The 25,972-nt window shown below is 64.4% G+C and carries 22 protein-coding genes; 16 read left to right on the forward strand and 6 right to left on the reverse strand.

Annotated features, from left to right (window positions below):
* Positions 1 to 92 precede the first annotated feature (92 nt).
* From PSET11_RS13005 to PSET11_RS13035, 7 genes are all read left to right on the forward strand, one after another.
* Positions 93 to 461, forward strand: a complete 369-nt coding sequence (locus tag PSET11_RS13005) for a DUF6504 family protein (RefSeq protein ID WP_124092753.1) — start codon at positions 93 to 95, stop codon at positions 459 to 461.
* A complete protein-coding gene (locus tag PSET11_RS13010; RefSeq protein ID WP_124092754.1) occupies positions 458 to 3,943 on the forward strand; it encodes a DNA polymerase III subunit alpha in 3,486 nt (1,161 codons plus the stop codon). Before PSET11_RS13005 ends, PSET11_RS13010 begins: the two co-directional genes overlap by 4 nt.
* 127 nt (positions 3,944 to 4,070) lie before the next feature.
* A complete protein-coding gene (thrS, locus tag PSET11_RS13015) occupies positions 4,071 to 6,080 on the forward strand; it encodes a threonine--tRNA ligase (protein ID WP_124092755.1) in 2,010 nt (669 codons plus the stop codon).
* A gap of 18 nt (positions 6,081 to 6,098) precedes the next feature.
* On the forward strand, positions 6,099 to 6,713 hold the full coding sequence (locus tag PSET11_RS13020; protein WP_124092756.1) for an HIT family protein: 615 nt from the start codon (positions 6,099 to 6,101) through the stop codon (positions 6,711 to 6,713).
* Positions 6,706 to 7,329 carry a phosphatidylinositol phosphate synthase gene (gene pgsA / locus PSET11_RS13025; RefSeq protein ID WP_124092757.1) on the forward strand — a complete coding sequence of 208 codons (624 nt, stop codon included), beginning with the start codon at positions 6,706 to 6,708 and terminating at the stop codon, positions 7,327 to 7,329. The genes PSET11_RS13020 and pgsA overlap by 8 nt, the downstream gene beginning before the upstream one ends.
* A gap of 153 nt (positions 7,330 to 7,482) precedes the next feature.
* Positions 7,483 to 8,409 (forward strand): pyridoxal 5'-phosphate synthase lyase subunit PdxS, encoded by a 927-nt coding sequence (gene pdxS, locus PSET11_RS13030; RefSeq protein WP_124092758.1) that lies wholly within the window; start codon positions 7,483 to 7,485, stop codon positions 8,407 to 8,409.
* A 111-nt stretch (positions 8,410 to 8,520) separates the two neighbouring features.
* A complete protein-coding gene (locus PSET11_RS13035; RefSeq protein WP_238989152.1) occupies positions 8,521 to 9,753 on the forward strand; it encodes a CapA family protein in 1,233 nt (410 codons plus the stop codon).
* A gap of 15 nt (positions 9,754 to 9,768) precedes the next feature.
* On the opposite strand, the gene PSET11_RS13040 is transcribed toward PSET11_RS13035, so the two are convergent.
* Genes PSET11_RS13040 through PSET11_RS13055 form a run of 4 tightly spaced genes read right to left on the reverse strand, consistent with a single transcriptional unit; the run spans position 9,769 to position 13,725 of the window.
* Positions 9,769 to 10,617 (reverse strand): class I SAM-dependent methyltransferase, encoded by an 849-nt coding sequence (locus PSET11_RS13040; RefSeq protein ID WP_124092759.1) that lies wholly within the window; start codon positions 10,615 to 10,617, stop codon positions 9,769 to 9,771.
* Positions 10,614 to 11,699 carry a glycosyltransferase family 4 protein gene (locus PSET11_RS13045; protein ID WP_203415974.1) on the reverse strand — a complete coding sequence of 362 codons (1,086 nt, stop codon included), beginning with the start codon at positions 11,697 to 11,699 and terminating at the stop codon, positions 10,614 to 10,616. Before PSET11_RS13045 ends, PSET11_RS13040 begins: the two co-directional genes overlap by 4 nt.
* Complete coding sequence (locus tag PSET11_RS13050) at positions 11,696 to 12,421, reverse strand: type 1 glutamine amidotransferase (RefSeq protein WP_282432709.1); 726 nt, start codon at positions 12,419 to 12,421, stop codon at positions 11,696 to 11,698. Before PSET11_RS13050 ends, PSET11_RS13045 begins: the two co-directional genes overlap by 4 nt.
* Positions 12,418 to 13,725, reverse strand: coding sequence for a Mur ligase family protein (locus tag PSET11_RS13055; RefSeq protein ID WP_203415975.1), 1,308 nt, complete (start codon positions 13,723 to 13,725; stop codon positions 12,418 to 12,420). The genes PSET11_RS13050 and PSET11_RS13055 overlap by 4 nt, the downstream gene beginning before the upstream one ends.
* A gap of 90 nt (positions 13,726 to 13,815) precedes the next feature.
* On the opposite strand from PSET11_RS13055, the gene pdxT reads away from it, so the two are divergent.
* The 9 genes from pdxT (at position 13,816) to PSET11_RS13100 (ending at position 23,581) form a co-directional block, all read left to right on the forward strand.
* Positions 13,816 to 14,502: a pyridoxal 5'-phosphate synthase glutaminase subunit PdxT gene (gene pdxT / locus PSET11_RS13060; RefSeq protein ID WP_124092761.1), complete on the forward strand. Its 687-nt coding sequence runs from the start codon at positions 13,816 to 13,818 to the stop codon at positions 14,500 to 14,502.
* 3 nt (positions 14,503 to 14,505) lie between these two features.
* Entirely contained in the window at positions 14,506 to 15,261 is a 756-nt protein-coding gene (locus PSET11_RS13065; protein WP_124092762.1) for a YebC/PmpR family DNA-binding transcriptional regulator, read from the forward strand.
* A gap of 31 nt (positions 15,262 to 15,292) precedes the next feature.
* The gene (gene ruvC, locus PSET11_RS13070; protein WP_124092763.1) at positions 15,293 to 15,871 is read left to right on the forward strand and encodes a crossover junction endodeoxyribonuclease RuvC; all 579 of its coding nucleotides are present in this window, start codon (positions 15,293 to 15,295) and stop codon (positions 15,869 to 15,871) included.
* Between the two features lie 86 nt (positions 15,872 to 15,957).
* The gene (ruvA, locus tag PSET11_RS13075; RefSeq protein ID WP_124092764.1) at positions 15,958 to 16,602 is read left to right on the forward strand and encodes a Holliday junction branch migration protein RuvA; all 645 of its coding nucleotides are present in this window, start codon (positions 15,958 to 15,960) and stop codon (positions 16,600 to 16,602) included.
* On the forward strand, positions 16,595 to 17,674 hold the full coding sequence (gene ruvB, locus PSET11_RS13080; protein ID WP_124092765.1) for a Holliday junction branch migration DNA helicase RuvB: 1,080 nt from the start codon (positions 16,595 to 16,597) through the stop codon (positions 17,672 to 17,674). The genes ruvA and ruvB overlap by 8 nt, the downstream gene beginning before the upstream one ends.
* Before the next feature lie 119 nt (positions 17,675 to 17,793).
* The gene (gene yajC / locus PSET11_RS13085; protein ID WP_124092766.1) at positions 17,794 to 18,189 is read left to right on the forward strand and encodes a preprotein translocase subunit YajC; all 396 of its coding nucleotides are present in this window, start codon (positions 17,794 to 17,796) and stop codon (positions 18,187 to 18,189) included.
* Positions 18,190 to 18,279: 90 nt separating this feature from the next.
* Positions 18,280 to 20,037, forward strand: coding sequence for a protein translocase subunit SecD (gene secD / locus PSET11_RS13090; RefSeq protein WP_124092767.1), 1,758 nt, complete (start codon positions 18,280 to 18,282; stop codon positions 20,035 to 20,037).
* Positions 20,037 to 21,053 carry a protein translocase subunit SecF gene (gene secF / locus PSET11_RS13095; RefSeq protein WP_124092768.1) on the forward strand — a complete coding sequence of 339 codons (1,017 nt, stop codon included), beginning with the start codon at positions 20,037 to 20,039 and terminating at the stop codon, positions 21,051 to 21,053. The genes secD and secF overlap by 1 nt, the downstream gene beginning before the upstream one ends.
* Before the next feature lie 140 nt (positions 21,054 to 21,193).
* Positions 21,194 to 23,581 carry a RelA/SpoT family protein gene (locus tag PSET11_RS13100; RefSeq protein ID WP_377946779.1) on the forward strand — a complete coding sequence of 796 codons (2,388 nt, stop codon included), beginning with the start codon at positions 21,194 to 21,196 and terminating at the stop codon, positions 23,579 to 23,581.
* On the opposite strand, the gene PSET11_RS13105 is transcribed toward PSET11_RS13100, so the two are convergent.
* Positions 23,462 to 24,178: a type IV toxin-antitoxin system AbiEi family antitoxin gene (locus tag PSET11_RS13105; RefSeq protein ID WP_124092770.1), complete on the reverse strand. Its 717-nt coding sequence runs from the start codon at positions 24,176 to 24,178 to the stop codon at positions 23,462 to 23,464. The two genes, PSET11_RS13100 and PSET11_RS13105, sit on opposite strands and share 120 nt — an antisense overlap.
* 114 nt (positions 24,179 to 24,292) lie before the next feature.
* The gene (locus tag PSET11_RS13110) at positions 24,293 to 25,909 is read right to left on the reverse strand and encodes a DUF349 domain-containing protein (RefSeq protein WP_203415976.1); all 1,617 of its coding nucleotides are present in this window, start codon (positions 25,907 to 25,909) and stop codon (positions 24,293 to 24,295) included.
* Between the last annotated feature and the right edge of the window lie 63 nt (positions 25,910 to 25,972).

The following is a 25,972-nucleotide window of genomic DNA, read 5'->3' on the forward strand; positions in this document are numbered from 1 at the left end:
GTTCTGCTGGCGGGTAGGCATTGTCATCTGCTGCGCGTAGACTTCCTTTATTCGAACATACATTCGAATAAATTCTTGGGTGAGGAAGCGGGATGGGACTGTTCAGCGAATCAGTGGAGGTTACCTGCTCTGCTGATGGCCAACCAGTTCACGTGCAGTGGGCTGGCCGCTCCTATACTGTCTGCGCCGAATCCGTGCGCTGGTATGAGCGGCGTTCCTGGTGGGCTGAAGAAAGCCGAGCTCCCTTGGGTACCGGGCCGGGACTGGTGGACCACGAAATCTGGCGGCTCCAGGTTCAGCCCGAGCCCCAGCAGGGGCGGCGGGAGCCTGTTGCTGAAGAGCCGCTCACCCTAGACCTCACCAGGAATGCCGGCAACGGCCGCTGGCGACTACTTCGCCTCCACGACGCACTCCACACCGAGCCAGCCGACCCCGATCCACCCCACCCCAGAACAGCATGAGCTTCACACACCTCCACGTTTCCTCTGCCTATAGTGCCCACTACGGGGTCTCCTGGCCCGACGAACTTGCCCGCGCGGCCAAGGCAGGTGGCGCCACCGCGCTCGCCTGCACGGATAGGGATGGCCTTTACGGCACCATCAAACACCTCAAGGCCTGCATGGCAGAGGGGCTGGACCCCATTGTGGGAGTGGACCTCGCCATCCTCGCCGACGACGACCCCCGCCATACCCGAATCACGGGCAGGGTGGTGGTTCTGGCCCGGGGCCACAACAACGGCGCTGGCTACCGCGCCCTGTGCCGGGTTGTCTCGGACGCCCACGCCCGCACCTCAGGAAAGGCAGGCGGAACGGTGCCGGTTGCCATCACCCGGGCAGAGCTGGCCTCCAGGGCAGTGGACCCCGTCACCCTCAAACCGGTTCTGACAGTCCTGCTCGGCCCGGACTCGGACGTAGGCCGCGCCATGGGCGGCAGGAAATACCTCAGGCCACGGACCCTTTTCAAGGACTGGCAAAACGCCATGCCCGCTGGAACCCTGGTGGCTGAAATCGTCTCGCAGCTCAGCGCCCCAGGGACGGCACTGAGTACCTCACACGCCGTCCGGATGTTGCGGCTCGCCGAAGAGCACCACGTCCCAGCCATCCTCGCCAACGCCGTGCGGTACAGCGTGGAAGACGGCGCCCCCACGGCAGATGTCCTCGACTCAGCCCGTGCCCTCAAATCCCTGCCCGAACTGGCCGAGGAACCCTTCCTGCAACCCACCGGGCAAGGCTGGCTGAAAACAGGGGAGCAGATGGTGCGGCTCGCCAGGGAAATCATTACGACCGCAGGATACGGCGCCGCGGACCTCACCCAGCTGATGACGCAGACCGAAGCGCTCGCCGATCGATGCCGGCTGGATCCCGGCACGGACATGGGCTGGAAGCAGCCGCGGGTGCCGGAAGCCTCGGTGCTGGGCATCAGCCAGGACCCATACCAGGAGCTGGTGCAACGCTGTGAGGCGGGGATCGGCCGGCGGTTTCCCGGTGTTGCCGGGACCGCCGCAGCTGCCGTGCAGGACAGGTTGCAGCACGAACTGGGCATCATCAGCAACCTGGGGTTTTCGGCCTACTTCCTGACCGTGGCGGAGGTGTCGCGGATGATTCAGGAGATGGGAGTCAGGGCCGCCGCCCGGGGCTCCGGTGCTTCCAGCCTGGTCAATTACCTGATCGATGTCAGCCAGGTCAACCCACTGCAGCACGACCTCATTTTCGAGCGCTTCCTGTCCCAGGACCGGGCCACCCTGCCAGATATCGACATCGATGTGGAAAGCGCTGAACGGCATAACGTCTACCACCGGATCTTCAAGCGGTTCGGCGCCGAACGGGTCACCTTGATGAGCATGCAGAACGGTTACCGCGCCAGGGGAGCAGTGCGCGACGCCGGGATGGCCCTCGGCATGGACGACGGCGAGGTTGGCGAAATCGCCAAACAGCTGTGGCGCTTTTCGGCGCGAAAGTTCCGCGAAGCGTTGCAGGAGAAACCTGAACTGCGGCAGTTCGCCGGCCGAGTGGAACAGCGGGACGATGACGGAAACCAGCAACTCGACCTCCTGGTGGACCTCACCGAACGCCTGGACCGGCTCCCACGCCACATTTCCATGCACCCTTGCGGGGTGATCCTGGGGGACGCCACCCTGCTGGACCGCACCCCCGTACAACCCAGCGGCATGGGGCTGCCCATGAGCCAGTTCGACAAGCACGACATGGATCCGATGGGAATGCTCAAGCTTGACGTCCTGGGCGTCCGGATGCAGAGTGCCATGGCGTTCGCCGTCCGAGAGATCATCCGGATCCACCCGTCCAAGGATCAGGTGGTGGCTGCCGGCCAGCACCCGGTGGGGATGGACGGGTCCGGCCCCGGCTACATCGCAGCGGACGGGGCTATCGATCTCAATGCCGTTCCCCTCGATGATGAGGCCACCTTCGAGCTGATCAGGAGCACCCACACCTTGGGTTGCTTCCAGATCGAATCTCCTGGCCAACGTGAGCTGATCGGCAAGATGGCGCCGCGGGAGTTCAATGATCTCATCATCGACATTTCGCTCTTCCGGCCAGGGCCCATGAAATCAAACATGGTCAGGCCATTCCTAGAGCATCGGCACGGCTTCGCGCCGGAAGTCTATCCGCACCCAAAACTCAAACCGGTGCTGGCAGAAACCCACGGGGTCACGGTGTTCCACGAGCAGATCCTGCGTACCTTCAATGTGATGACCGGGTGCGGGTTGGCGAAGGCAGATGAATATCGCCGCGCGTTGGGCAACGAGGCGGAAGAGCACAAGGTGGAGGGATTCTTTCGCAAGGCCGCCCGGGAACACGATTTTTCTCCCGAAGTGGTGGACAAGGTGTGGGGGACCCTCAAGGCTTTCGGCAGCTTTGGGTTCTGTAAAGCCCACGGAGCGGCGTTTGCCGTGCCCACCTACCAGTCGGCGTGGTTGAAGGCGCACCACCCCGAGGCTTTCCTGGCCGGATTATGGGAGCACGATCCCGGCATGTATCCCAAACGATTGCTGGTGTCGGAAGCCCGCCGGCTGGGGATTCCCATCCTGCCCCTCGACATCAACCACAGTGGCGCCGAATACCGGGTGGAACGTATTCATACGGGCAAGGATGCCGGCAAGCTGGGCATCAGGCTGAGCCTGAACGGGATCTATGGTCTCTCCGGAACCGAGTTGAAGCGGATTGTGGCGGGCCAGCCGTTCGATTCATTGGCAGACCTCCGGGCCAGGTCACGGGTCAGCAAACCCACCATCAAGCGACTTGCCCAACTCGGTGCCTTCGACTTTTTACACAAGGAAGCAGGCGGCACCGCCAACCGGGCGGACCTGGTCCATCATCTGCAGACGCTGCAGGGGACCGGTACCCGCAAGGGGGTCCAGGTGCTGGACGGCCAACTCGCGTTACCGCTGGGAGATGTGGAACTACGCAACGTCAAACCAGGGCTCCCTCCGCCCACGTTGGTAGAAACCGTGCGGACCGAACTGGACCTGATGGCCCTTGACGTCAGCAGCCACCTGATGGACAGCCATCGGCCCCTGCTGGACCGGCTGGGGGTGAGCACGGCAGATCAGCTGTTGGGCTTGCGCAACGGCACGGAAGTCCTGGTGGCTGGGGTGCGGATCGCCACCCAGACCCCGCCCATGCGTGGTGGCCGGCGGGTAGTCTTCATCAGCATCGACGACGGCACCGGGTGTATCGATTCGGTCTTCTTCCATGAAGCGCAGGAAAACGCCGGGCTGCTGCTGTTCGGCACCAGGTTGCTCCTGATTAAGGGAACAACCCGGCGCACCGGTCCCCGCGGAATCAGCCTGAGTGCGAGCATGGCCTGGGATCTGGGGAAGCCAGAAACCTTGCCGTTCAAGGATCCGGAACCGCCAGCAGACGTTGTGGTGCACCCGCTGGACGGCATCAGCAGGACTCTGGCCATTACCGGTTTCAGCGGGTGATGCCACTGGCCGCGGCGGGTGGGTCGCGTTGGTGGACCCCTGCCGAACCGATAGCATTGACGATGGCTGGCTGTGGTCCCCGTATGCCACAAGCTATGAAGCCTGAAACTTTGAATAGGAGACACCCGTGTCAGATGTCCAGCAGATCACCCTCATCGTCGACGGCGAAGAGACCACGGTGACTCCCGGGACAACCGGTGCGGAACTCTTCTTTGAGCGCCGCGACGTGGTTGTTGCCCGAGTCAACGGCGAGCTCAAAGACCTCGACCAGGAACTCCCCGCAGGCGCAACCATTGAGGCCGTCACCATCGGTTCCCCGGATGGCCTGAACGTCTTGCGCCACTCCACCGCCCACGTCATGGCCCAGGCCGTCCAGCAGTTGCGCCCCGACGCCAAGCTGGGTATTGGCCCGTACATCACGGACGGTTTCTACTTCGACTTCGACGTCGCCGAGCCCTTCACCCCCGAGGATCTGAAGACCCTCGAAAAGATGATGCTCAAGATCGTCAACCAGAACCAGAAGTTTGTCCGCCGCGTGGTCACCGAGGACGAAGCCCGCGAGGCCATGAAGAACGAGCCGTACAAGCTCGAACTCCTGGGCAAGAAAAACGACGCTGCCGAAGCGGGTGAAGGCGTCAACATCGAGGTGGGCGCCGGCGAGATCACCATCTACGACAACGTGGAACGCAAGGAAGGCACCTCCGTCTGGTGCGACCTCTGCCGCGGTCCGCACCTGCCCAACACCAAGCTCATTTCCAACGCGTTCGCGCTGACCCGGTCCTCCTCGGCATACTGGCTGGGCGACCAGGCCAACCAGCAACTGCAGCGCATCTACGGCACCGCGTGGCCTACCAAGGAAGACCTCAAGGCCTACCAGGAGCGGATTGCGGAAGCCGAGCGGCGCGACCACCGCAAGCTCGGCGTCGAACTTGACCTGTTCTCCTTCCCGGATGAATTGGGCTCCGGCCTGCCGGTGTTCCACCCCAAGGGCGGCATCATCCGAAAGGAGATGGAAGACTACTCCCGCCAGCGCCACGTCGAGGCAGGGTACGAATTCGTCTACACCCCGCACATCACCAAGGCCAACCTGTATGAGGTCTCGGGCCACCTGGACTGGTACCGGGACGGCATGTTCCCGCCCATGCATGTGGACGCCGAACTGAACGAGGACGGTACCGTCCGCAAGCCCGGCCAGGACTATTACCTGAAGCCGATGAACTGCCCCATGCACAACCTCATCTTCCGTTCACGCGGCCGGTCCTACCGCGAACTCCCGCTGCGCCTGTTCGAATTCGGCTCCGTTTACCGGTACGAAAAGTCCGGCGTGGTGCACGGGCTGACCCGGGTGCGCGGCATGACCCAGGACGACGCCCACATCTACTGCACCCGCGAACAGATGAAGGACGAGCTCACCAAGACGCTCAACTTCGTCCTGGGACTCCTCAAGGACTACGGCCTCAACGACTTCTACCTGGAACTCTCCACCAAGGACCCGGTCAAGTACGTTGGCGACGACGCCACCTGGGAAGAAGCCACCAACACCCTCGGCGAAGTAGCGCGGGAGTCGGGCCTGGAGCTGGTGCCGGATCCGGGGGGAGCCGCGTTCTACGGTCCCAAGATCTCCGTCCAGGCCAAGGACGCGCTAGGCCGCACCTGGCAGATGTCCACCATCCAGCTGGACTTCAACCTGCCCGAGCGGTTCGAACTCGAATTCCAGGCTGCCGACGGCACCCGGCAGCGCCCGGTGATGATCCACCGTGCACTGTTCGGCTCGATCGAACGGTTCATGGGCGTCCTGACCGAGCACTACGCCGGCGCCTTCCCGGCCTGGCTCTCACCGGTCCAGGTGGTGGGCATCCCGGTGGCGGAGACGTTCAACGAGTACATGTTCGACGTCGTCGATCAGCTCAAGGCCGCCGGTATCCGGGCCGAGGTGGACACGTCCTCCGACCGGTTCCCGAAGAAGATCCGCACCGCCAGCAAGGACAAGATCCCCTTCGTGCTGATTGCGGGCGGGGACGACGCCGAGGCGGGCGCGGTGTCTTTCCGCTTCCGCGACGGCAGCCAGGACAACGGCGTGCCGGTGGCAGAAGCGGTCCAGCGGATCACTGACGCCGTCCGTCAACGGACCAGCTAGCGAACGGAAATCATCACGGTGCAGGAGAACACAGGCGCAGGATATCCGGGGGATGCTGATGTGCAGGATGACTTTGAGCTTGCCGGCGTTCCGGACGCATTCCAGCGCCTGTGGACTCCGCACCGGATGGCCTACATCAAAGGCGGCTCGCAGCAGTTCAAGGACGCTGCGGCCTGCCCGTTCTGCGTAGGTCCCAACCGCACCGACGAGGAAGCGTTGATCGTGCACCGCGGCGCTACCTGCTACGTGGTGCTGAATCTTTTCCCGTACAACCCGGGTCACCTGCTGGTGTGCCCCTACCGGCACATCCCGGAGTACACAGACCTGACACTCGAGGAGACGGCTGAATTTGCTGCCCTCACCCAAACGGCCATGCGCGTACTTCGCAAGGTCTCCAACCCGGGCGGGTTCAACCTCGGCATGAACCAGGGCGCAGTGGGCGGGGCAGGCATCGCGGCCCACCTGCACCAGCACGTGGTGCCGCGGTGGGGCGGCGACGGGAACTTCTTCCCCATCATCGCCCAAACCAAAGCCATCACCCAGACCCTTGACGAGGTCCGCCAGCTGGTCGCTGAGGCGTGGCCCGCTGCAGCTGAATCTGGGCTGGCGCCAGCTGGGGAGCCGGATGCTTAACAGGCACGCCCGCGGTTTTTTTACTGCACTCTTCACCCCCCTCGCGCGGTGGCTCCTCCGAATCGGGGTGTCCCCGGATGCCGTCACCATCATCGGCACCGCCGGAGTGGTGGTGGGCGCCCTGGTGTTCTACCCCCTGGGCCAGCTCTGGTGGGGAACCCTGTTCATCACGGCGTTCATCTTCTCGGATGTTTTGGACGGCATCATGGCTCGGCTGCAGAAGTCCGAGGGCCGCTGGGGCAACTTCCTCGACTCAAGCCTGGACCGGTTGGCGGACGGCGCCCTCTTTGCCGGCGTGGCGATCTGGTTCTTCACCGGTGGTGAGGATACCGTCATTGCGATCGCCGCCGTCGTCTGCCTGGTCCTCGGCATGGTGGTCTCCTACGTGCGGGCCAAGGCCGAGGCGCTCGGTTTCACCGCCAACACAGGGATAGCCGAGCGGGCCGAGCGGTTGGTGTCCGTGTTAGTGGTGACCGGATTCACCGGCTTGGGCCTGCCCACCATCGTGCTGCTGGTGACCCTTTCTGTTCTTGCGGCCGCCAGTTTTGTGACCATTGTCCAACGTATGGTTTCGGTCCGGCGGCAAGCTTTTTCAGACGTCCAGCCTGCCGAGTGACCACCGGCGCAACGTGATTAAGCCCGTCAGCCGTGCGGGGACTAGTATTAACTCTGCCCGGTCAAGGGACCCGGTAATCCGAGTGTGTTTGGCTGGTTGGCAACGCCGCCTGCGCACCCGACGATGGTCATCTATCTACCCATAGGGGTTTTTGTGTCTACACCTGATGTAAGCAACGGAGCCGCCTCGGCCGCGAACAGCGTCACGGGCAGCAACCGCGTGAAGCGCGGCATGGCTGAGATGCTCAAGGGCGGCGTCATCATGGACGTGGTCAACGTTGAACAGGCCCGCATTGCCGAAGACGCCGGTGCAGTGGCCGTGATGGCGCTCGAGCGCGTGCCAGCTGATATCCGCGCGCAGGGCGGCGTGTCCCGGATGTCTGATCCGGACATGATCGACGCGATCATTGCCGCCGTGTCGGTCCCCGTCATGGCGAAGGCCCGCATTGGCCACTTCGTCGAGGCCCAGGTCCTTCAGTCCCTCGGTGTCGACTACATTGACGAGTCAGAGGTCCTGACCCCTGCCGACTACGTCAACCACATCGACAAGTGGAACTTCAAAGTCCCGTTCGTCTGCGGCGCCACCAACCTGGGTGAGGCACTGCGCCGCATCAACGAAGGTGCTGCCATGATCCGGTCCAAGGGCGAGGCCGGTACCGGCGACGTTTCCAACGCCACGGGCCACATGCGCCAGATCCGCTCCGAGATCGCCAAGCTGGCCGCCCTGCCCGAGGACGAGCTGTACGTTGCGGCCAAGGAACTCCAGGCCCCGTACGAACTGGTCAAGGAAGTCGCCGCAGCAGGCAAGCTGCCCGTGGTCCTGTTCACCGCCGGCGGCATCGCCACCCCCGCGGACGCTGCCATGATGATGCAGCTCGGCGCTGATGGCGTGTTCGTCGGCTCCGGAATCTTCAAGTCCGGCAACCCGGCTCAGCGCGCCGCTGCCGTGGTCAAGGCCACCACGTTCTTCGATGACCCCGACGTGATCGCCAAGGCCTCGCGTGGCCTGGGTGAGGCAATGGTGGGCATCAACGTGGACGAGATCCCGCAGCCGCACCGACTCGCCGAGCGCGGCTGGTAACCCCGGCTCCAGCAGTCCGACGGCGGGCGGTCACCTTCTCGAAGGTGGCCGCCCGCCGTCGTCGGCGCCCAAATGACCGGCTTGGCTGGCGAACGTCAGTACCATGTGGGGATGGGGGCAAAGGCGTCGAATTTTCGGGTTCCACTCGTGGCAGCGGCAGTGGCGATCATGCTGCCCGCTCTGGCAGGCTGCGGACTGGTCGCCGAACAGGAGGCGACGACGGCGGCCAGCAGTCAGGCGACCCCCGCCGCCTCCCAGCCGCCAACAGTTCCCGCGCCGACGCCGACACCGGGAAAAGGTCCAGCCTGCCCGGTGCTGCGCTGCACCTCCGTCTTGGTCACCGGCGACATGCTGGTCCACACTCAGCTGTGGCAACAGGCCCAACAAGATGCCGCAGCCGCCAAGCTCCCCGGCCTGGATTTCGGGCCGCTCCTGGAGGGCCAACGCAGCTATATCGGAGCAAGTGACCTGGCCATCTGCCACCAGGAAACTCCCGTGGCCGGCCCGGACGGTCCGTTCTCCGCCTACCCGTCCTTCAGCGTGCCGCCGCAGATCATCACGGCGGCGAAGAACGTGGGTTACCAAGCGTGCACTACTGCCAGTAACCACAGCATCGATCGCGGCACGGATGGCCTGCTGCGCACCCTCGACCAACTGGACGCCGTGGGCCTCAAACACACGGGTTCGTACCGGACCGAGGCCGAGTCCCAGGGCATCCTCATCCTGCAGACCCCCGCGGCCAAAGTGGCACTCATCCAGGCCACCTACGGGCTCAACGGGCAGGTCGCCGACGAACCGTGGCAGGTGGACATGATTGACGCCCCCACCATGATCGCCAAAGCCAAGCAAGCCCGGGCCTTGGGGGCGGACATCGTCCTGGGCGCCCTCCACGCCGGCGACGAATACGCCAGCGAGCCCAACAGCCAGCAACGGGAGGTGGCGCACGCACTGGTGGACAGCGGGCAGTTCACCATGATCTACGGCCATCACACCCATTCGGTGCTGCCCATCGAAAAGTACAACGGCACCTGGATTGTCTATGGGCTGGGCAACGGCGTCACGGAGCTGTCGCCCTGGTATGTGGTGAACAATGAGGGCCTTCTGGTCCGCGCTCAGTTTGGCCAGGACGCTGGCGGAAAGTGGACGGCGACAGACCTGGCCTGGGCGCCGTCGGTCATTATCCGCGATCCTTACCGTTGGTGCTCCGTTGCGGCCGACGCGCCGCAGGGTACCTGTGCCAGCCCTCAGGCGGATGCCGAAACGCGGCAGCGCACCAAGGACGTGGTCGAGTCCATGGGAGCGGCCGACGCCGGCGCCAAGGAATTGTTGATCACTGCGCCCTAGCGCCGCTTACGGGCGTCAGCCTGCCGCCGGCGGTAACGCCAGCACGTCGAGGTGTCCGATCGTGGCGCTGCCCACCGCGGCGCCGTGTCGTGCGGCCTCCCACTCGGCGGCCTGAGCGTCGGTAACGGCCCGCACCTCCAGCGCCGATGCCGCAATACCGGCGACCAGTTCCGCTAGTAACGGGCTAGCGGCCAGCTGCCATGGTGATGCACCCGTGCTGATGGCATAGCCGGCCGTTCGCAGGCTGGATGCGAGGATGCCGACGGCCCGTGGACCGGCTGCCGCACCAAACCCCTTGTCCGTTCGTTGGTGCGCGTTGAAGCCCGCCACCACCGTGTCGTCCAGTGGATGCGGAGGCTGCCACTGCTGCAGCCCGTCGTAGGTGAGGACGGTGTAGAGCGGCAAGCGGACGGCGCTGAGGGCTTCGGTGAAGGTTGCCAGCCACCTCTCGGATACCAGGTCAAACAGGGCCGCGGCGGTGACCAGGTCAGGTTGGACTGCCAAGACAGACGGCAGGTCAGTGGTGAGGTCGGCCTGCACAAACTGCACCCGCAGCTCCGCTGCACCCTTGCGGAGCAGCAGCGTGTCCCCGTCCGGCGTCGCGGAATCGGCCCAACCGGTCAGTTCGGCCCGTGCCGCGACCAGCAGCGCGGGATCGTAGTCCACCAGCGTCCAGTCCTGGTGCTGGGGGAGGTCCTGGTAGGTGCCGCGCAAGTTCGAACCGGCACCGCAGCCAAGATCCAGCACGGTGATTGCTGCCCGGTGGGCGAAGTGTGCCCGGAGCGCGGCAGCCACCGAGCCGGAACGGGCAACGTGGTCAGCCGGCTCGCGGAGAGCCAGCCAGTCTGCGGTGAATCCGGTCATGGCGTCCGTCCTTTGTTAGGTGCCCGTAGGACGCCCGCCACGATCGCAGCGGTGTCGGTCCAGCGTGCCAAATTTTGCCCTGCCGTCCAGGACGCCGCCGCGGCGGCGCGGCGGGCTGCCGGGTCCGTCAGCATGGTCCGCAGCGCAGCCGCCAGCGCGCCGACGTCGGCCGGGGGTACCTTAGAGCCTGCGCCGTCCGGGACCGTATGGCCAGCCGCACCCCCCGTGGTGCTGACGATGGGCAGTCCGCGCGCCATCGCCTCGGTCAGGGCCATTCCGAAGCCTTCGTAGAGGGAGGGCATGACAAAGAGGTCACTCGCCTGGAACGCTGCCTCAAGCGCCGCAGGCTCAAGGAGGCCTGCGAACTTGATCCGGTCTGCCAGGCCGGCACGCGCCACGGCGGCAGTGAGGGCGTCGAACTCTGCGACTGAACGATCGGTATCGCCTACGATCCGTAGCCGCCACGGCAACTCAGAGAGCTGCGCCAGCGCGTCGATCAGCACCCGGTACCCCTTCCTCGGCGTGAGCGTGCCCACGGCGAGGAGGGAGAGCACGCTGTCGCCAGAGCCGCCGGCGCGCTGGGCCGCGTGGGTGCCGGGAACCGCCACCGTGATCCGCCCGGGCGGCACGGCGTAGTCGGTGGCGAGGACGGCGGCGGTGGGCACGCTGGTCACCAGTACGGCTGGCGCCCGCTCCAGCGCCTCGCGTTCGGCGGCCGCCAGCCGCTCTTGCTCGGCAGCAGTGGGCCCGGTCTCCAAGGCGAGCGGGTGATGCACCAGGGGGATGAGCGTCTGGGGGAGCCGTGCGATCAATCCTGCCGGGAACGTCCCGTAAGCCAATCCATCAACGAGGACGACGGCGGCGTCCGGCAGTGCGGCCAGCGCCTGTTCGGTGGCCCGCAGGTCAGCGGGGGTGGGCTGCGGGAAGCCCGAAGGAAGCTGGACCAGGTTCAGTTCCAGGCCGGTAGCTGGCATGGCTGCAAGGAGTTGGCGGGCATACTCGTACCCACCGGTCCGGGAGTGGAGGTCACCGGGCACGGCGAAAAACGTGGGCGCCTGTGCCTGTTCTCCCGGTGCGCTCACCGCGGGCGGCGTCCAGCGTGTTCGCGCGCCAGCACGGCGTAGGTGTCATCGGGGGAGCCGGGAGCAAAATGGCCGAACTTGCGCTCGGCGGCGTGCTGGATCAGGAAGTCCGCGATTGCGGGATTCTTGGGCAGGAGTGAGCCGTGCAGGTAGCTGGCCACGATGTTCCGGTAGCGGGCGCCTTCATGACCGTCGCCGCTGTTGTTGCCCGTACCCTTCGCGGTGGTGCCGAGCGGGCTGACCCCACTTCCCAGCGTGGTTTGGCCACTGTGGTTCTCATAGCCCAACACCTCGCCGAACTCGGTGCTGGCAACCTTGACGTTGCCGATGAGACGTTCGTCCGTTCCGTGGGTTTCCACGTCTAGGATGCCGATACCGGGGATGACTTCGCCGGTGCGGGTCTTGAAGAATTTGCCGAACAATTGGTACAGCCCGCAAATCACCAGCATGGGCAGGTCCGCCTCGGCCAAGGCCCGCAAATCCTCAGCCCTAGCCTGCAAGTCCGCCTGGATTATCAACTGGCCGCTGTCCTGCCCGCCGCCGCCAACAATCAGGTCAACGTCCGCCGGAAACTCGTCCCCCACGTTGTATTCGAGCAGCTCGGGGGTGTAGCCGTGCCAGCTGATGCGTTGCTGCAGGACCAGGGCGTTGCCCCAGTCGCCATAGATGTTCATGTCGCGCGGGTAGAGCTGCAGGACTCGGAGCGTGCCTTTGGTGCTCACGAAACAACCTCCACGGTGGTGATTTTGGCCAGTTCGCGGCGGATGGCCAGCATGGCGGTGTAGGTACAGAAGATCCGCTTCGGCTTCCCGGCCGCGCCCCGGATGAACGCCGCCAAAGCTGGCGCAATTTCGGTGTCTACGCCGCCGATCTGGACTTGGTCGTACTGCAGCCGGAGGGCCATGTCGTACGCGCGGGATCCTGTCAGCTGGTCAACGCCATCGGCGCGCAGGGACTCAAATTCGACGTCCCACAGCCACGACATGTCCCTGCCGTCGGCGTAGTTGTCGTTGATCGCGATCATGGTGGCGTAGCCCTCGGCGGCGAAGGATTTGAGTCCCAGCCGGAACCCGCTAGGGTTCTTGACCAGCACCAGGTCGAGCGGCTGGCCCTCCACCGTGAGGCTTTCGCCGCGGCCGAAGGCAGGGGCCACCTGGGACAACGCGGTCAAGAGCTTGTCGTGGTCAGCCTCGGCGGTCCCGGCGGCGAGGACGCTTCGCGCCAGGACCAACGCCGCGGCAGCGTTGAAAATGTTATAGACGCCGCGGAGCTTCATTGCGGTGCTGACCGTGCCGCCGTCGTACTCAAATTCGGCGCTGTCGGCGCCTACGCTGCGGAGCACGACGTCGGCCGACGGTTTGGCGGGCAGGCCCGCCAAACCGGGAGAAGCGGAGCCGGGGGAACCGGCAGCCGTGCGCATGTCATCGTCATTGGGAAAGGTTGCCAGCAGCGACTCGTCCAACCCGAAATAGCGCACCTCTTGGCTCCCCAACGTGGCGGCGATCCGGGCCACCCGGGGATCTTCGCGGTTGAGGACCACGGTCCCCGTGGTGTTCGCGGCAATGTGTTCTAGCAGTTGCGCCGTCTTGTCGATTTCACCGAACCGGTCCAATTGATCGCGGAGCACATTGAGCAGCAGGCTGAAGCGCGGCGGGACACTGTTGACGAAGTGGACCGCGTGCGCCTCGTCCAGTTCCAGGATGGCGACGTCGGCGTCGAGGCGGCCGCGCCAATCCACCTCTCCGATCAGGGCCGCAGCCACGCCACGGGTGAAGTTGCTGCCGGTGCGGTTGGTGAAGACCTTCAGGCCCTGGCTTTCCAGCAGTTCCACCACCATCTTGGTGGTGGTGGTCTTGCCGTTGGTTCCGCTGACCACGGCAACGCCGTGCGGCAAGCTGGAAAGGGTACGGCGCATGAAGTCGGGATCGATTTTCTCGACCACCAGGCCTGGCAGGGCCGAGCCGCCGCCCCTGAGCCGGGACACCCGGCGGACGAGCTTTCCGAGTGGAACTATGAGCGGGAACATGCTTCGAATATATCCCAGGAGGGGCATGGAACCGCCCGGCGCCGTCTTGCCGGGGCGGATTCGTGAACCGCGGCACCGTATGCTTGGCGGATGACAAATTCCCCCTCTGCGGCTCCCACGCGCCCGGGAACTGGCCTCCGAATTGGTGTCTTGGCGCTTCAGGGCGACTTCCGGGAGCACCTGCGCGCGGCCGAGGACAGCGGCGCCGCCGCGGTGAGCGTGCGCCGGCCCGCCGAACTGACGGACCTTGACGGGCTGATCATCCCCGGCGGGGAGTCCACCGCCATTGACAAACTTGCCCGCGCCTTCGATCTCGCCGAGCCGCTGAAGGCGGCGATTGCGGACGGGCTGCCCGTCTACGGTTCCTGCGCCGGGATGATTCTGCTGGCCGACCAGATCGCCGACCCGGCAACAGACCTTGCGGGCGCCCCGCAGCAGAGCTTTGGCGGCCTGGACATCACCGTTCGGCGTAACGCGTTCGGCCGGCAGCGCGAATCCTTCGAGACGGACCTGGACTTCAAGGGACTCGAATTCAGCGCCGTTGATTCGGTGGTGGCGCCCGTGCATGCCGTCTTTATCCGCGGCCCCCTGGTGGAGCGCGCCGGTCCTGGCGTGGAAGTCCTTGCCGAAGTTACCGCCGGAACCGCGCTTTCGGGGGAAGCTAGAATTGTTGCAGTACGTTCCGGCCGCCTCTTGGCCACCTCCTTCCATCCGGAAGTGACGGGCGAGCAACGTATCCACGAACTTTTTATCCGCATGATCAGAGGAGAAGCGTAAAGCATGTCAGGCCACTCCAAATGGGCAACCACCAAGCACAAAAAAGCCATCCTCGACAGCCGACGCGCCAAATCCTTTGCCAAGCTGATCAAGAACATCGAAGTAGCAGCCCGGATGGGCGGCCCGGACCTGCAGGGTAACCCCGGACTGGAACTGGCTGTCACCAAAGCCAAGAAGACCTCCGTCCCGGCAGACAACATTGACCGTGCCATCAAGCGCGGCGCCGGACTCACCGGTGAAGTGGTCGACTACACCGAGATCATGTACGAGGCCCGCGGTCCGCAGGGCTCGGCCCTTCTGGTGGAGTGCCTCACTGACAACAAGAACCGCGCCGCCTCCGAGGTTCGCTTGGCTATCTCGCGCAACGGTGGCACCATCGCCGATCCCGGCTCCGTGAGCTACCTGTTCACCCGCAAGGGCGTGGTTAACCTGCCCAAGAACGGCTTGAGCGAAGATGACGTGCTGATGGCCGTGCTGGATGCCGGTGCTGAGGAAGTCAAGGACAACGGGGACACCTTTGAAATTCACTCCGAGCCAACCGACTTGCAGGCCATCCGTGATGCCCTCAAGGAAGCCGGCATCGAGTACGACACCGACGAGGCAGAGTTCGTCCCGTCCATGCAGGTGGCACTTGACGTTGACGGCGCCCGCAAGTTCCTGAAGCTCGCTGACGCCCTTGAAGAGCTCGACGACGTCCAGAACGTCTACAGCAACGCTGACCTGAGCGCCGAGGTACAGGCAGCCCTGGAATCCGAGTGATTCCTCCGCGCATGGCTGCTGGGGCCCGGCGTTGACCCTCAGGGTATTGGGGGTTGATCCGGGCCTCACCCGGTGCGGGATCGGCGTGGTGGATGTGGAACGCAACCGCCGGGCCACCATGGTGGCAGTTGGCGTGGTGGGGACCTCGCCTGAGCAGACTCTTGACCAACGACTGCTAGTGATCGCCCTCGCCATCGACGAATGGCTGGACCGTCATAAGCCGGACGTGGTGGCGGTAGAACGGGTGTTTTCGCAGATGAACGTCAGCACCGTGATGGGCGTGGCCCAGGCCTCTGGGGTGGTAATTGCCGCCGCGGCGCGCCGTGGCATCCCAGTGGCCATGCACACGCCGTCGGAGGTGAAGGCTGCCGTCACGGGCAGCGGTTCTGCCAACAAGGACGCTGTCACCAAACTGGTCACCAAGATCCTTCGCTTGGAAGCCGCGCCCCGGCCCGCCGACGCAGCCGATGCGTTGGCGCTTGCCATCACGCATGCTTGGCGGGCTGGCAGCGGCGCCGCGGCGGCCACCACAGGGCCAGGCAGTTCCGCACTGACTCCGGCCCAACGCGCCTGGGCCGACGCAGAAGCGAAGGCGCGCCGCGGCCGCTGAAACCGATGGCTCCTTGCTAGGGTATTCGTAGATATGTTCGGATAGCCGGTCCAGCGAATGACCGGCAGTACACCAGGAGTACGGCCTTGATCAGCTTCCTTCGCGGAACAGTAGCGCATGTGGGCTTGTCCACGGCCGTCATCGACCTCAATGGGGCGGGGATGAGCGTCTTTGCCACTCCGCAGACGCTGAGTCGGCTCAAGGTGGGGGAGGAGGGAAAACTCTTCACCTCCTTGATTGTCCGGGAAGATTCCCTCACCCTCTTCGGTTTCGCTTCTGATGATGAGCGGGAAGTGTTTGACATCCTGTTGAGCGTCAGCGGCGTTGGCCCGCGATTGGCTTTGGCCGTGCTGGCCGTCCACGAACCGGAAACCATCCGCGTGGCAGCACACAGCAGTGACAGCAAGACCTTCACCAAGGTCCCCGGCATTGGGCCCAAGGTGGCGGGCCGGATTGTGCTGGAGCTTGCCGGCAAGCTGGTTCCGCATGGTGACGCCGGGGCTCCCGGTACACCCACCGCGGCTGAGGCCGCCTGGAAGCCCCAGGTCGTGGCTGCCATGACCAGCTTGGGCTGGTCCGAGAAGGATGCCAGCACCAGCATCGACAAGGCGCTGGCAGATGACCCCGAGGTCCTGTTCCGGGGCAACGTCGCGGAAATTCTTCGCACCACCCTCCGCTGGCTGGGGCAGGACGGGGCCCGGGCCGGGAACCGTGTAGGCGCCCGTGGCTGAACCGTCCCTCGTCGCTGCGGGGGAAGAGCCAGAAGAGCGAGTCATCGAAGCCGCGCTGCGGCCAAAGAACCTCGATGACTTCGTGGGCCAGCACCGGGTCCGCAAACAGCTTTCACTGGTGCTGCAGGCCTCCAGGATGCGTGGCCGCAGCGCGGACCACGTTCTCTTTTCCGGTCCACCCGGTTTGGGCAAAACCACCTTGGCCATGATCGTCGCCGCGGAGATGAACTCCCCGCTGCGGATCAGTAGCGGGCCCGCCATCCAACACGCGGGCGACTTGGCAGCGATACTATCCTCCTTATCCGAGGGCGAGGTCTTGTTCCTCGATGAGATTCACCGGATGTCACGGCCAGCCGAAGAAATGCTCTACATGGCCATGGAGGACTTCCGGGTGGACATTGTGGTGGGCAAGGGGGCTGGTGCTACCGCTATCCCGCTGGAACTGCCGCCGTTTACCCTGGTGGGTGCCACCACCCGGGCGGGGCTCCTGCCTGGGCCGCTCCGTGATCGCTTTGGGTTCACCGGCCATCTGGAGTTCTATTCGGTGGCCGAGCTGGAACTGGTCTTGCGTCGCTCCGCAGGCCTGCTTGACCTGAAGGTGAACTCAGCCGGATTCAGCGAAATTGCTGGCAGGTCCAGGGGTACGCCCCGGATCGCCAACCGCCTGCTGCGACGGGTTAGGGACTGGGCGCTGGTGCACGGAATCGAACAGATTGATGCCCGCGCAGCCTCGGCGGCGCTGGACATGTATGAGGTGGACAAAAAGGGACTGGACCGGCTGGACCGGGCTGTCCTAGAAGCACTCATCACCAAGTTTGGTGGCGGGCCGGTTGGCCTCTCAACACTGGCCATTGCCGTGGGGGAGGAAACCGAAACAGTAGAAACGGTAGCCGAGCCGTTCTTGGTGCGGGAAGGGCTGCTGGGCAGGACGCCCCGGGGCCGGATTGCCATGGCGCCAGCCTGGACCCACCTGGGTTATGCCGTTCCTGCCGGAGCGTTTGGCCAGGAGCAGCTGGACCTTTTCGAACCAGCTGCAGAGGACACCGAATCCGGCGACGCCTGGCAGGTGTGACCCACCTGGCAGGCTCCGTTCAGCTTTTCCCCCTAGACTGGTACGACGCTCGGCGCGCCCACTTGGCGTCGCCGGAACTGGCCAGGCACGCAAAAGAACGGATTTTTCCCTTGGATTTAATGTCAATTCTCCTCTTCGTCATGCTTGGCGTGTTCATCTTCATGATGTTCCGTCGCAACAAGAAGACGCAGCAGCAGCAGGCTCAACTCCAATCGCAGTTCTCTCCCGGTGTTGAGGTCATGACCAGCTTCGGCCTGTACGGCCGGATCGTGTCCATGGATGACGCAGAGAACAAAGTCGTCCTCGAACTCTCCCCGGGTAACCTCGCTACGGTGCACCGCCAGGCGGTTACCAAGATTGTGGAGCCCGTGGCGGCGGATGAGGAAGAAACCCCCGCCGTCCCGAACGATCTCTCCTCCCTCTCCGTTGAAGGCGCCGGCACCCCGGCAGCCAGCGAGACCTCCGAAGAGACCCTGAAGCGACTCAACGAAGAGGGCAAGAAGGACAGCCAGTAGCGCTGCCGCTTCCAGGCCTCTACCACTACGGTCAACCGCCGGTGCACGTATGCACCGGCGGTTCGTCCGTGAACAAGAGAAAGATCGACAATGGCACGAACTGGCCGTAAGAAACCAGGCCTGCGGGTCCTGGTCTGGCTCGGCGTCATCCTCGCCGTCCTGACCGCCGTCTTGGCTGGCGGGACCATTGCTGGGCAGGCGAGCTGGGCTCCCAAGCTGGCGCTCGACCTTGAGGGTGGTACCCAGATGATCCTGGCGCCTAAGGTCGAGGGCGACGCGAACATCACCGAAGAGCAGCTCAACCAGGCTGTCGCCATCATCAGGCAGCGCGTTGACGGCTCTGGCGTGGCCGAGGCGGAAATCAGCACCCAGTCTGGCCGCAACGTGGTGGTTAGCCTTCCAGGAACGCCCAGCAAGGAAACCCGGGACCTCATCCAGGCCTCCGCTGACATGAACTTCCGCCCCGTGCTGCTTAACGGCGCCGGTGCCGTGGTCCCGGAAGCTTCCCGCACTCCTGCTGACCAGCTGCCTGCGCCAACGGCAGCGCCCACCAACAGCAGCGACACCAACTGGATCACCCCTGAGGTCTACCAAGAGTTTGAGGCCTTGGATTGCGATAACCCTGGCCCCGAAGAAGTGCAGCGCTCCGACCCAGCCAAGCCGCTGGTGACCTGCGAGCCCGCCACAGCTACGGCCCCGGCCATCAAGTACATCTTGGGCCCGGTGGAGGTCAAGGGCAGCAACATTGTCACCTCCTCGTTCCAGCTCCAGCAGGGCGCCCAGGGCGCCGTCACCAACGAGTGGGCTGTCAACATCCAGTTCGACGACGAAGGTACCGCCAAGTTCAAGACGGTCACCGAGCGCCTGAACCAGTTCTACCTGGCCGCTGGTGGCCAGTCGGGAAGCGACCCCAAAGCCCAGTTCGCCATTGTGCTGGACGACCAGGTCATTTCTGCACCGCGATCCCTAGCGATCATCACTGATGGCCGTCCGCAGATCACCGGTGGATTTACCGAGGCCACAGCCAAGGCGTTGTCTGATCAGTTGAAGTTCGGCGCATTGCCCATCAGCTTCGAAATCCAGAGCGACCAGCAGATCTCCGCCACCCTTGGTGGCGAACAACTGCGCATGGGCCTGTTGGCAGGCATTATCGGGCTCCTCCTGGTGGTGGTTTACTCACTCTTCCAATACCGGGCGCTGGGTTTGGTGACCATCGCCTCGCTGGTGGTTGCCGGCGTGCTCACCTACCTGGCGATCGCCATCCTCGGGTGGACCGAAAACTACCGGCTGTCCCTGGCTGGCGTCGCCGGTATCATCGTGGCCATCGGTCAGACAGCCGATTCGTTCATCGTCTACTTCGAACGGATCCGCGATGAACTCCGGGACGGCCGCGGCCTGGTATCCGCCGTCGAAAACGGCTGGAAGCGTGCCAAGCGCACCGTGCTTGCCTCCAAGGCCGTCAACTTGCTCGCCGCGTTGGTGTTGTACTTCGTGGCAGTGGGTAACGTCCGTGGCTTCGCATTTACCCTGGGCATTACGGCGCTTGCCGACCTCCTGGTGGTCTTCATGTTCACCCATCCCACCCTGCAGATGTTGGCGCGGACCAAGTTCTTCGGCGAAGGCCACCGGTTCTCCGGCCTCGATCCGAAGAAACTCGGCGCGGTGCCCCTATACCGTGGCGCCGGCCGGATCCGCACACCAGACGAAAAGCCGACGGCCGCCCGTGGCAAGAATGCGGGTGCCGCAGCTGAAGCTGAACGCCGGATGACGATCGCGGAACGCCGACTCGCCGAAAAGCAGGACCAGTTGAGCGGTACGTCGACGTCCGCAGCGAAGGAGAAGAAGTAATGTCACGCTTCGCGAATTTTGGTAACGACCTTTATAGCGGCAAGCGGTCCTACGATTTTGTCGGCACCAAGAAGCTGTGGTTTCTCATTGCCGTGATCGGCGTTGCCATCTCCATCATCGTCCCGATTGCCAAAGGCGGATTCAACCTCGGCATCGAGTTCCGCGGTGGCTCGGAGTTCACCGTCTCCAACGTCCAGTCCACCGATCCTGCCCTGGGCGAGAAGATCGTCACCGACGTGGTGGCGGGCAGTGTTCCCCGCGTGGCCAACGTGGCGGGTACCACCATGCGGATCCAGACGGACCGACTCACGGACGATGAGACGCTCAGGATCAAGGATGGCCTCGCCACTGCCTACGGCGTGACGGACAACGAGGTGACCTCGACGTTCGTCGGCCCCACCTGGGGTGCTGACGTCACCAAGCAGGCACTGATTGGCCTAGTGGTCTTTGTCCTGTTGGCGGCGGTCCTGATGGCCCTGTACTTCAGGACCTGGAAGATGTCTCTTTCGGCGATTGCCGGTATGGGCGTCACCATGTTCATCACAGCTGGCGTGTATGCGCTCAGCGACTTTGAAGTCACCCCGTCTGCCATCATCGGTTTCCTCACGGTGTTGAGCTACTCGCTGTATGACACCGTGGTGGTGTTCGACAAGATCCGCGAAAACACCTCGGAGCTGGACGCCAGCACCAAGCGCACGTTTGGCGAAGAAGTGAACCTAGCCGTGAACCAGACGCTGGTGCGTTCCATCAACACCATGATGGTAGCCATTCTCCCGGTGGGAGCCATCTTGTTCATCGGTGCGGGCCTGCTCGGCGCTGGTACCTTGCGGGACCTGTCACTGGCGTTGTTCGTGGGGATCCTGATCGGCACGGCGGCCACCATCTTCATCGCCGCTCCGCTCTACGCACTGCTCCGGCAGAACGAACCTGACCTCGTCAAGCAGGCCAAACGCGTGGCCCAGCGGCGGGAGAACACCGCTGCCGCAACTGCGGCAGGAGATCCTGCCACCGCCTGAGACGCCAGCCCCTGCGGGTAATGGACCGGACTGCGTATTCTGTGCGCGTTCCGGTCCATTCGGCATTTCGGGGCCGGTTATAAAACTGGAAGTCCGGAGGAATAGACTGAGGTAATTAAACGGTGGTGAGGGGTACTTCATTGGAAGAACGTTCGGCGTCGGCGCCAGCTGTTCAGGGACCAGATTCTGGTGGCGTGGTAGCAGAGCCTGCAGAGGCTGGGCGGCCCAGTTCGTTGGTGCCCGTGGACAATTCTGGGACCCGGCCAACATTTCCTGGCCGCCGGGAGCGGACCAGGTCCCGTCTGGCGCGCCTCACGGGTCGCGGTGCCGCCACCTATTCGCCCATCCTGGAACCGCTGCTGCGGACGGTGCGGGCGAACAACCCCAAAGAAGACTTTGATCTGATCCAACGCGCATTTGACGTGGCGGAGCACAGCCACCGCGGCCAGAAGCGCAAAAGCGGAGACCCATACATCACCCACCCGGTGGCCGTGGCCACCATCCTGGCGGAACTGGGCCTGAGTGGGACAACTCTTGCGGCGGCCCTCCTGCATGACACGGTCGAGGACACCCCCTACACCCTGGCCGATCTCACGGCGGACTTCGGCGCCGAGGTGGCAATGCTGGTGGATGGCGTCACCAAGTTGGACAAGGTGAGTTTCGGCGAAGCCGCACAGTCCGAAACGGTCCGCAAGATGGTCGTGGCCATGGCCAAGGACATCCGCGTCCTGATGATCAAGCTCGCCGATCGGTTGCATAACGCCCGGACGTGGCGCTTCGTGTCGGCTGAGTCCTCGGCGCGAAAGGCCCGCGAGACACTCGATATTTTCGCCCCCTTGGCGCATCGACTCGGCATGAACACCATCAAGTGGGAACTCGAAGACCTCTCCTTCGCGGCGCTGTACCCCAAGGTGTACGAGGAAATCGTCCGGATGGTGGGGGACAGGACCCCAGAGCGGGAAAAGAGCCTCAGCGTCATCCGCGACCAGATCACCGATGACCTGCGTACTGCCCGCATTAAGGCCACCATCAGCGGCCGGCCCAAGCACTACTACTCGATCTACCAAAAGATGATCGTTCGCGACAAAGACTTTGACGACATCAACGACCTCATGGGGGTCCGGGTCCTGGTCGACTCGGTGCGGGACTGCTACGCGGCCCTTGGCAGCATGCACTCGCGGTGGAATCCCCTGCCTGGCAAGTTCAAGGATTACATTGCCATGCCCAAGTTCAACATGTACCAGTCGCTGCACACCACGGTGATCGGTCCCGGCGGCAAACCGGTGGAAATCCAGATCCGCACCCACGAGATGCACCGCCGGGCCGAGTACGGCGTGGCTGCGCACTGGAAGTACAAGGACCAACCCAACCGGACGGCAGTAGGCCCCGGGAGCCCGCGCGACGGCGACATGGGCTGGCTCCGGTCCTTGCTGGACTGGCAGCAGGAGACATCCGATCCGGGAGAGTTCCTGGACTCGTTGCGGTTCGAGATCAACGCGCGCGAAGTTTTCGTGTTCACCCCCAAGGGCGAGGTCATGGCCTTGCCCGCAGGCTCAACACCGGTGGACTTCGCCTACGCAGTGCACACCGAGGTGGGGCACCGCACCATCGGCGCCCGGGTGAACGGCAAGCTGGTTCCCCTCAACAGCGAACTCAACCACGGCGACTGGGTTGAGATCTTCACCTCCAAGGCAGAAGGCGCAGGACCCAGCCAGGACTGGCAGCACTTCGTCAAGAGCGCGCGAGCCCGGAACAAGATCCGGCAGTGGTTCAGCAAGGAGCGTCGCGAAGAGGCCATCGACAGGGGCAAGGAACTGCTGACGCGTGCCATGCGCAAGCAGAACCTGCCCCTCCAACGGCTGATGACCCACGAGGCCTTGGCCGCCGTGGCCGAGGACTTCAAGTACGTGGACATTTCCGGTCTGTACGCGGGCGTGGGAGATGGGCATACATCGGCGCAGTCCGTGATGGAACGGCTGGTGGAGAGCCTCGGTGGCAACCAGCAGGCCACGGATGAGGTCACCGAGGTCAGCATCCCCACCCAGGTGGCCAAGACCCGGTTCTCCGATTCCGGTGTGGTGGTCCGAGGCGTTGATGATGTCTGGGTGAAGTTGGCCCGCTGCTGTACACCTGTTCCGCCCGATCCCATCTTGGGATTCGTCACCCGCGGCTCTGGGGTGTCGGTGCACCGGACCGACTGCACCAACATTGCAGACCTCCTCGATCAGCCAGACCGGATTGTGGATGTTGACTGGGCTCCCACCCAGGCGAGCGTGTTCCTGGTGGAAATCCAGGTGGAGGCGTTGGACCGCAAGTCACTGCTCTCCGATGTCACCAGGATCCTCTCCGAAAACCACGTGAACATCCTGGCCGCCAGCGTGCACACCTCCACGGACAGGGTTGCCATCTCAAAGTTTGCGTTCGAGATGGGGGACCCCAAGTACCTCAGCCACGTGCTCAGCGCCGTCCGTCGGATCGATGGCGTGTTCGATGTCTACCGGACCACCGGGAACAAGCGCCGAGGCTAGCAGCTCAAGCTTCTCGAGTGCCGCCCGCTTGTGCGGCACTCGGGGGCTCGCCTCAATGGCCAAGACCAGCAATCGGAGCCTGACATCGTTCTGCGGCCGCGCCAACAGCCTGGCCAGGGCGGCGATGGACTGTTTCGCTTCAACGTGCAGGGCAATGTCAAGGGCGGTCCGCAGCGGGCTTGAGACCATGAGCCCGCCCAGACTGACCACATCCATGGGCCCCAGCTTCACCTCATGCAGGGTGCAGCCTCGGGTGCCGCGCAGGCTGGAGACCCGCCGGCTCGCATCCACCAAGAGGGCCAGTTTGTCCGGCTCTGGCGCGCAACCGTAGATCCAGGCAGCGCTCAGGCGGCCAGCAACCACCCGCTGCCGGATCCGGGCCGGCACCGCGCCGGCTACCGCCCGGGCCCGGAGTTGCGGCGTGACGGGAACCTGTGGCGGGACAAAGCCCTGGTGATGGATCCGGGCCAGCACGCCATCCAGTGCCATGGCCTGCAATTCGGGCCAACCGAACGGTGAGTCCGGCGCATACAGTTCGAGGAAACGCGGCGAGAGGGCGTTTGCCGCTGCCGTGCTGGGGGCCGATGTGGGTGCCATTGCTCCATCCTGCCCCGGACTGCAGCAACGACACAGGCCCGGCACAGGTCATGTGGATAACCTGTGCCGGGCCTGGTGGCCAAGCGATGTTCAGCGAAGCTGGGAAGCTTCGGACTAGCTCAGTTCGTTGGCGGAGCGCTGGATCTGGTCAAGCCAGGCCTGACGCGCCTCGAGGGCTTCCTGGGCAGCCTTGATTTTGCGCTGGTCACCGGTCTTCTCAGCCTTGGCGAGATCGTCCTGCAATCCTGCAATAGCCGCTTCCAGCTGCGAGAGCGCACTGTTGGTGCGGGCCTTGCGCTCGGGGTTGGACCGCTGCCACTGATCTTCTTCGGCGCCGCGGACGGCGTCTTCGACCTTGCGGAGGCCTGCTTCGATCCGGCCCATGTCGGCGCGCGGTACCTTGCCGGCATCCTCCCACCGGTCACGGACGGACTGCAGTGCCTTCTTGGCTGCTGCGAGGTCCTTGATGGGAAGGATCGCGGTGGCTTCGGCCAGGAGTGCTTCCTTGGCGGTGAGGTTGACCGAGTATTCCTGGTCGATCTCATCGTTGGCGGCCTGGCGGGAGCTGAAGAAGACGTCCTGGGCTGCCCGGAAACGGGCCCAGAGAGCATCGTCATCCTTGCGGCTGGCCCTCGGCGAAGCCTTCCACTGATCCATCAGGTGCCGGTACTCGCCGGCGGCGTAACCCCAGTCGGTGGAGCTGGAAAGCGCCTCGGCTTCCAGGATCAGCTTCTCCTTGGCCGATTTGGCGGCCGAGTTGGTGCTGTCCAGCTGGGAGAAGTACGCCCGGCGGTGCCGATCAAAAACCGTCCGTGCCGCGCGGAAGCGCTTCCAGAGGCTGTCTTCGTTACTGCGGCCCAACCGGACGCCGCTCTTCTGCGCGGTCTTCCAGTGCTCGAACAGTTCATTCATCCGAGCCGAGGAGGTCTTCCACTGCGTCTGCGCCGGATCCTGGCCGGAGATCAGTTCTGCCTCGGCAACAATGGCTTCGCGGGCAGCAAGCTCGGAGGTCCGAACAGCGTCGTGTTCGGCCTTCTCGGACTTTTCCAGCTCCGTGATGAGTCCCGTGAGGGTGTCCAGGCGGGCCTCGGCAGCGCGGAGGTCGCCCACCATGTTGCGCTCAGCCAGTTGCTCGCGGAGGTGCGTGACAGTCTTCTGCATGTCGGTGCTGGGAGCCTTGGAGGCAACCCGATGCTCCAACAGGACAACCTGCGCCAGCACGTCGTCGAACTTCCGCGCAAAGTAGGCAAGCGCCTCGTCATTGCTGACGTCCGGGTACTGACCCACAGGGTGCTCGGTGCCGTCGATCGTGAGGAAAACGTGGCCGTCACCTTCAACCCGGCCCCACTTGGCGGCTTCGGCCAGCGAGGTGGCGGGCAGCGGCTGCACCGCTGCTGCGGGGGAGGCCGCTGCAGGCTTGGGCCGCGAAGCGAAAGCTGCGGGCGACGGGGCGCCCGGCTTGGCAGGTGCAGGCGCTGGTGCCGGCGTCGGTGCAGCGGCTGGGGCAGCCTCGACGGCGGTGGCCGCCTCAGCAGCCGGGGCCTCATCGGCTGCCGAAGTCGCTTCTTCGGCTGCCTCAACAACCTCAGCAGCCGGTGCCGCTTCAGTTTCCTCGGCTGCCGCCGTCGTGGGTTCGCTGGTTACCTCGGTAGCTGCTGTACCCTCAGTCTCGGCCACGGGGGCCTCCTGGGTTTCGCTTGCTGTTTCGTCGGATTTCTGACTGTCTGTCACCGCTAAAAGTCTTTCGCTTGGAGGGAAATACTCACGTACTGCACCGGGGCCGCAGCGCCCAAT

Origin of the sequence: Arthrobacter ulcerisalmonis, from assembly GCF_900609065.1 — a bacterium.
GTDB lineage: Bacteria > Actinomycetota > Actinomycetes > Actinomycetales > Micrococcaceae > Arthrobacter > Arthrobacter ulcerisalmonis.

Excerpts from the sequence above, each read along its gene's own strand:
- yajC (WP_124092766.1), top strand. The coding sequence starts at position 17,794 with ATGTCAATTCTCCTCTTCGTCATGCTTGGCGTGTTCATCTTCATGATG.
- PSET11_RS13010 (WP_124092754.1), top strand. The coding sequence starts at position 458 with ATGAGCTTCACACACCTCCACGTTTCCTCTGCCTATAGTGCCCACTAC.
- PSET11_RS13055 (WP_203415975.1), bottom strand. The coding sequence starts at position 13,725 with ATGTTCCCGCTCATAGTTCCACTCGGAAAGCTCGTCCGCCGGGTGTCC.
- PSET11_RS13105 (WP_124092770.1), bottom strand. The coding sequence starts at position 24,178 with ATGGCACCCACATCGGCCCCCAGCACGGCAGCGGCAAACGCCCTCTCG.
- PSET11_RS13040 (WP_124092759.1), bottom strand. The coding sequence starts at position 10,617 with ATGACCGGATTCACCGCAGACTGGCTGGCTCTCCGCGAGCCGGCTGAC.
- PSET11_RS13035 (WP_238989152.1), top strand. The coding sequence starts at position 8,521 with ATGGGGGCAAAGGCGTCGAATTTTCGGGTTCCACTCGTGGCAGCGGCA.
- PSET11_RS13065 (WP_124092762.1), top strand. The coding sequence starts at position 14,506 with ATGTCAGGCCACTCCAAATGGGCAACCACCAAGCACAAAAAAGCCATC.
- PSET11_RS13005 (WP_124092753.1), top strand. The coding sequence starts at position 93 with ATGGGACTGTTCAGCGAATCAGTGGAGGTTACCTGCTCTGCTGATGGC.
- secF (WP_124092768.1), top strand. The coding sequence starts at position 20,037 with ATGTCACGCTTCGCGAATTTTGGTAACGACCTTTATAGCGGCAAGCGG.
- secD (WP_124092767.1), top strand. The coding sequence starts at position 18,280 with ATGGCACGAACTGGCCGTAAGAAACCAGGCCTGCGGGTCCTGGTCTGG.
- pgsA (WP_124092757.1), top strand. The coding sequence starts at position 6,706 with ATGCTTAACAGGCACGCCCGCGGTTTTTTTACTGCACTCTTCACCCCC.
- pdxT (WP_124092761.1), top strand. The coding sequence starts at position 13,816 with ATGACAAATTCCCCCTCTGCGGCTCCCACGCGCCCGGGAACTGGCCTC.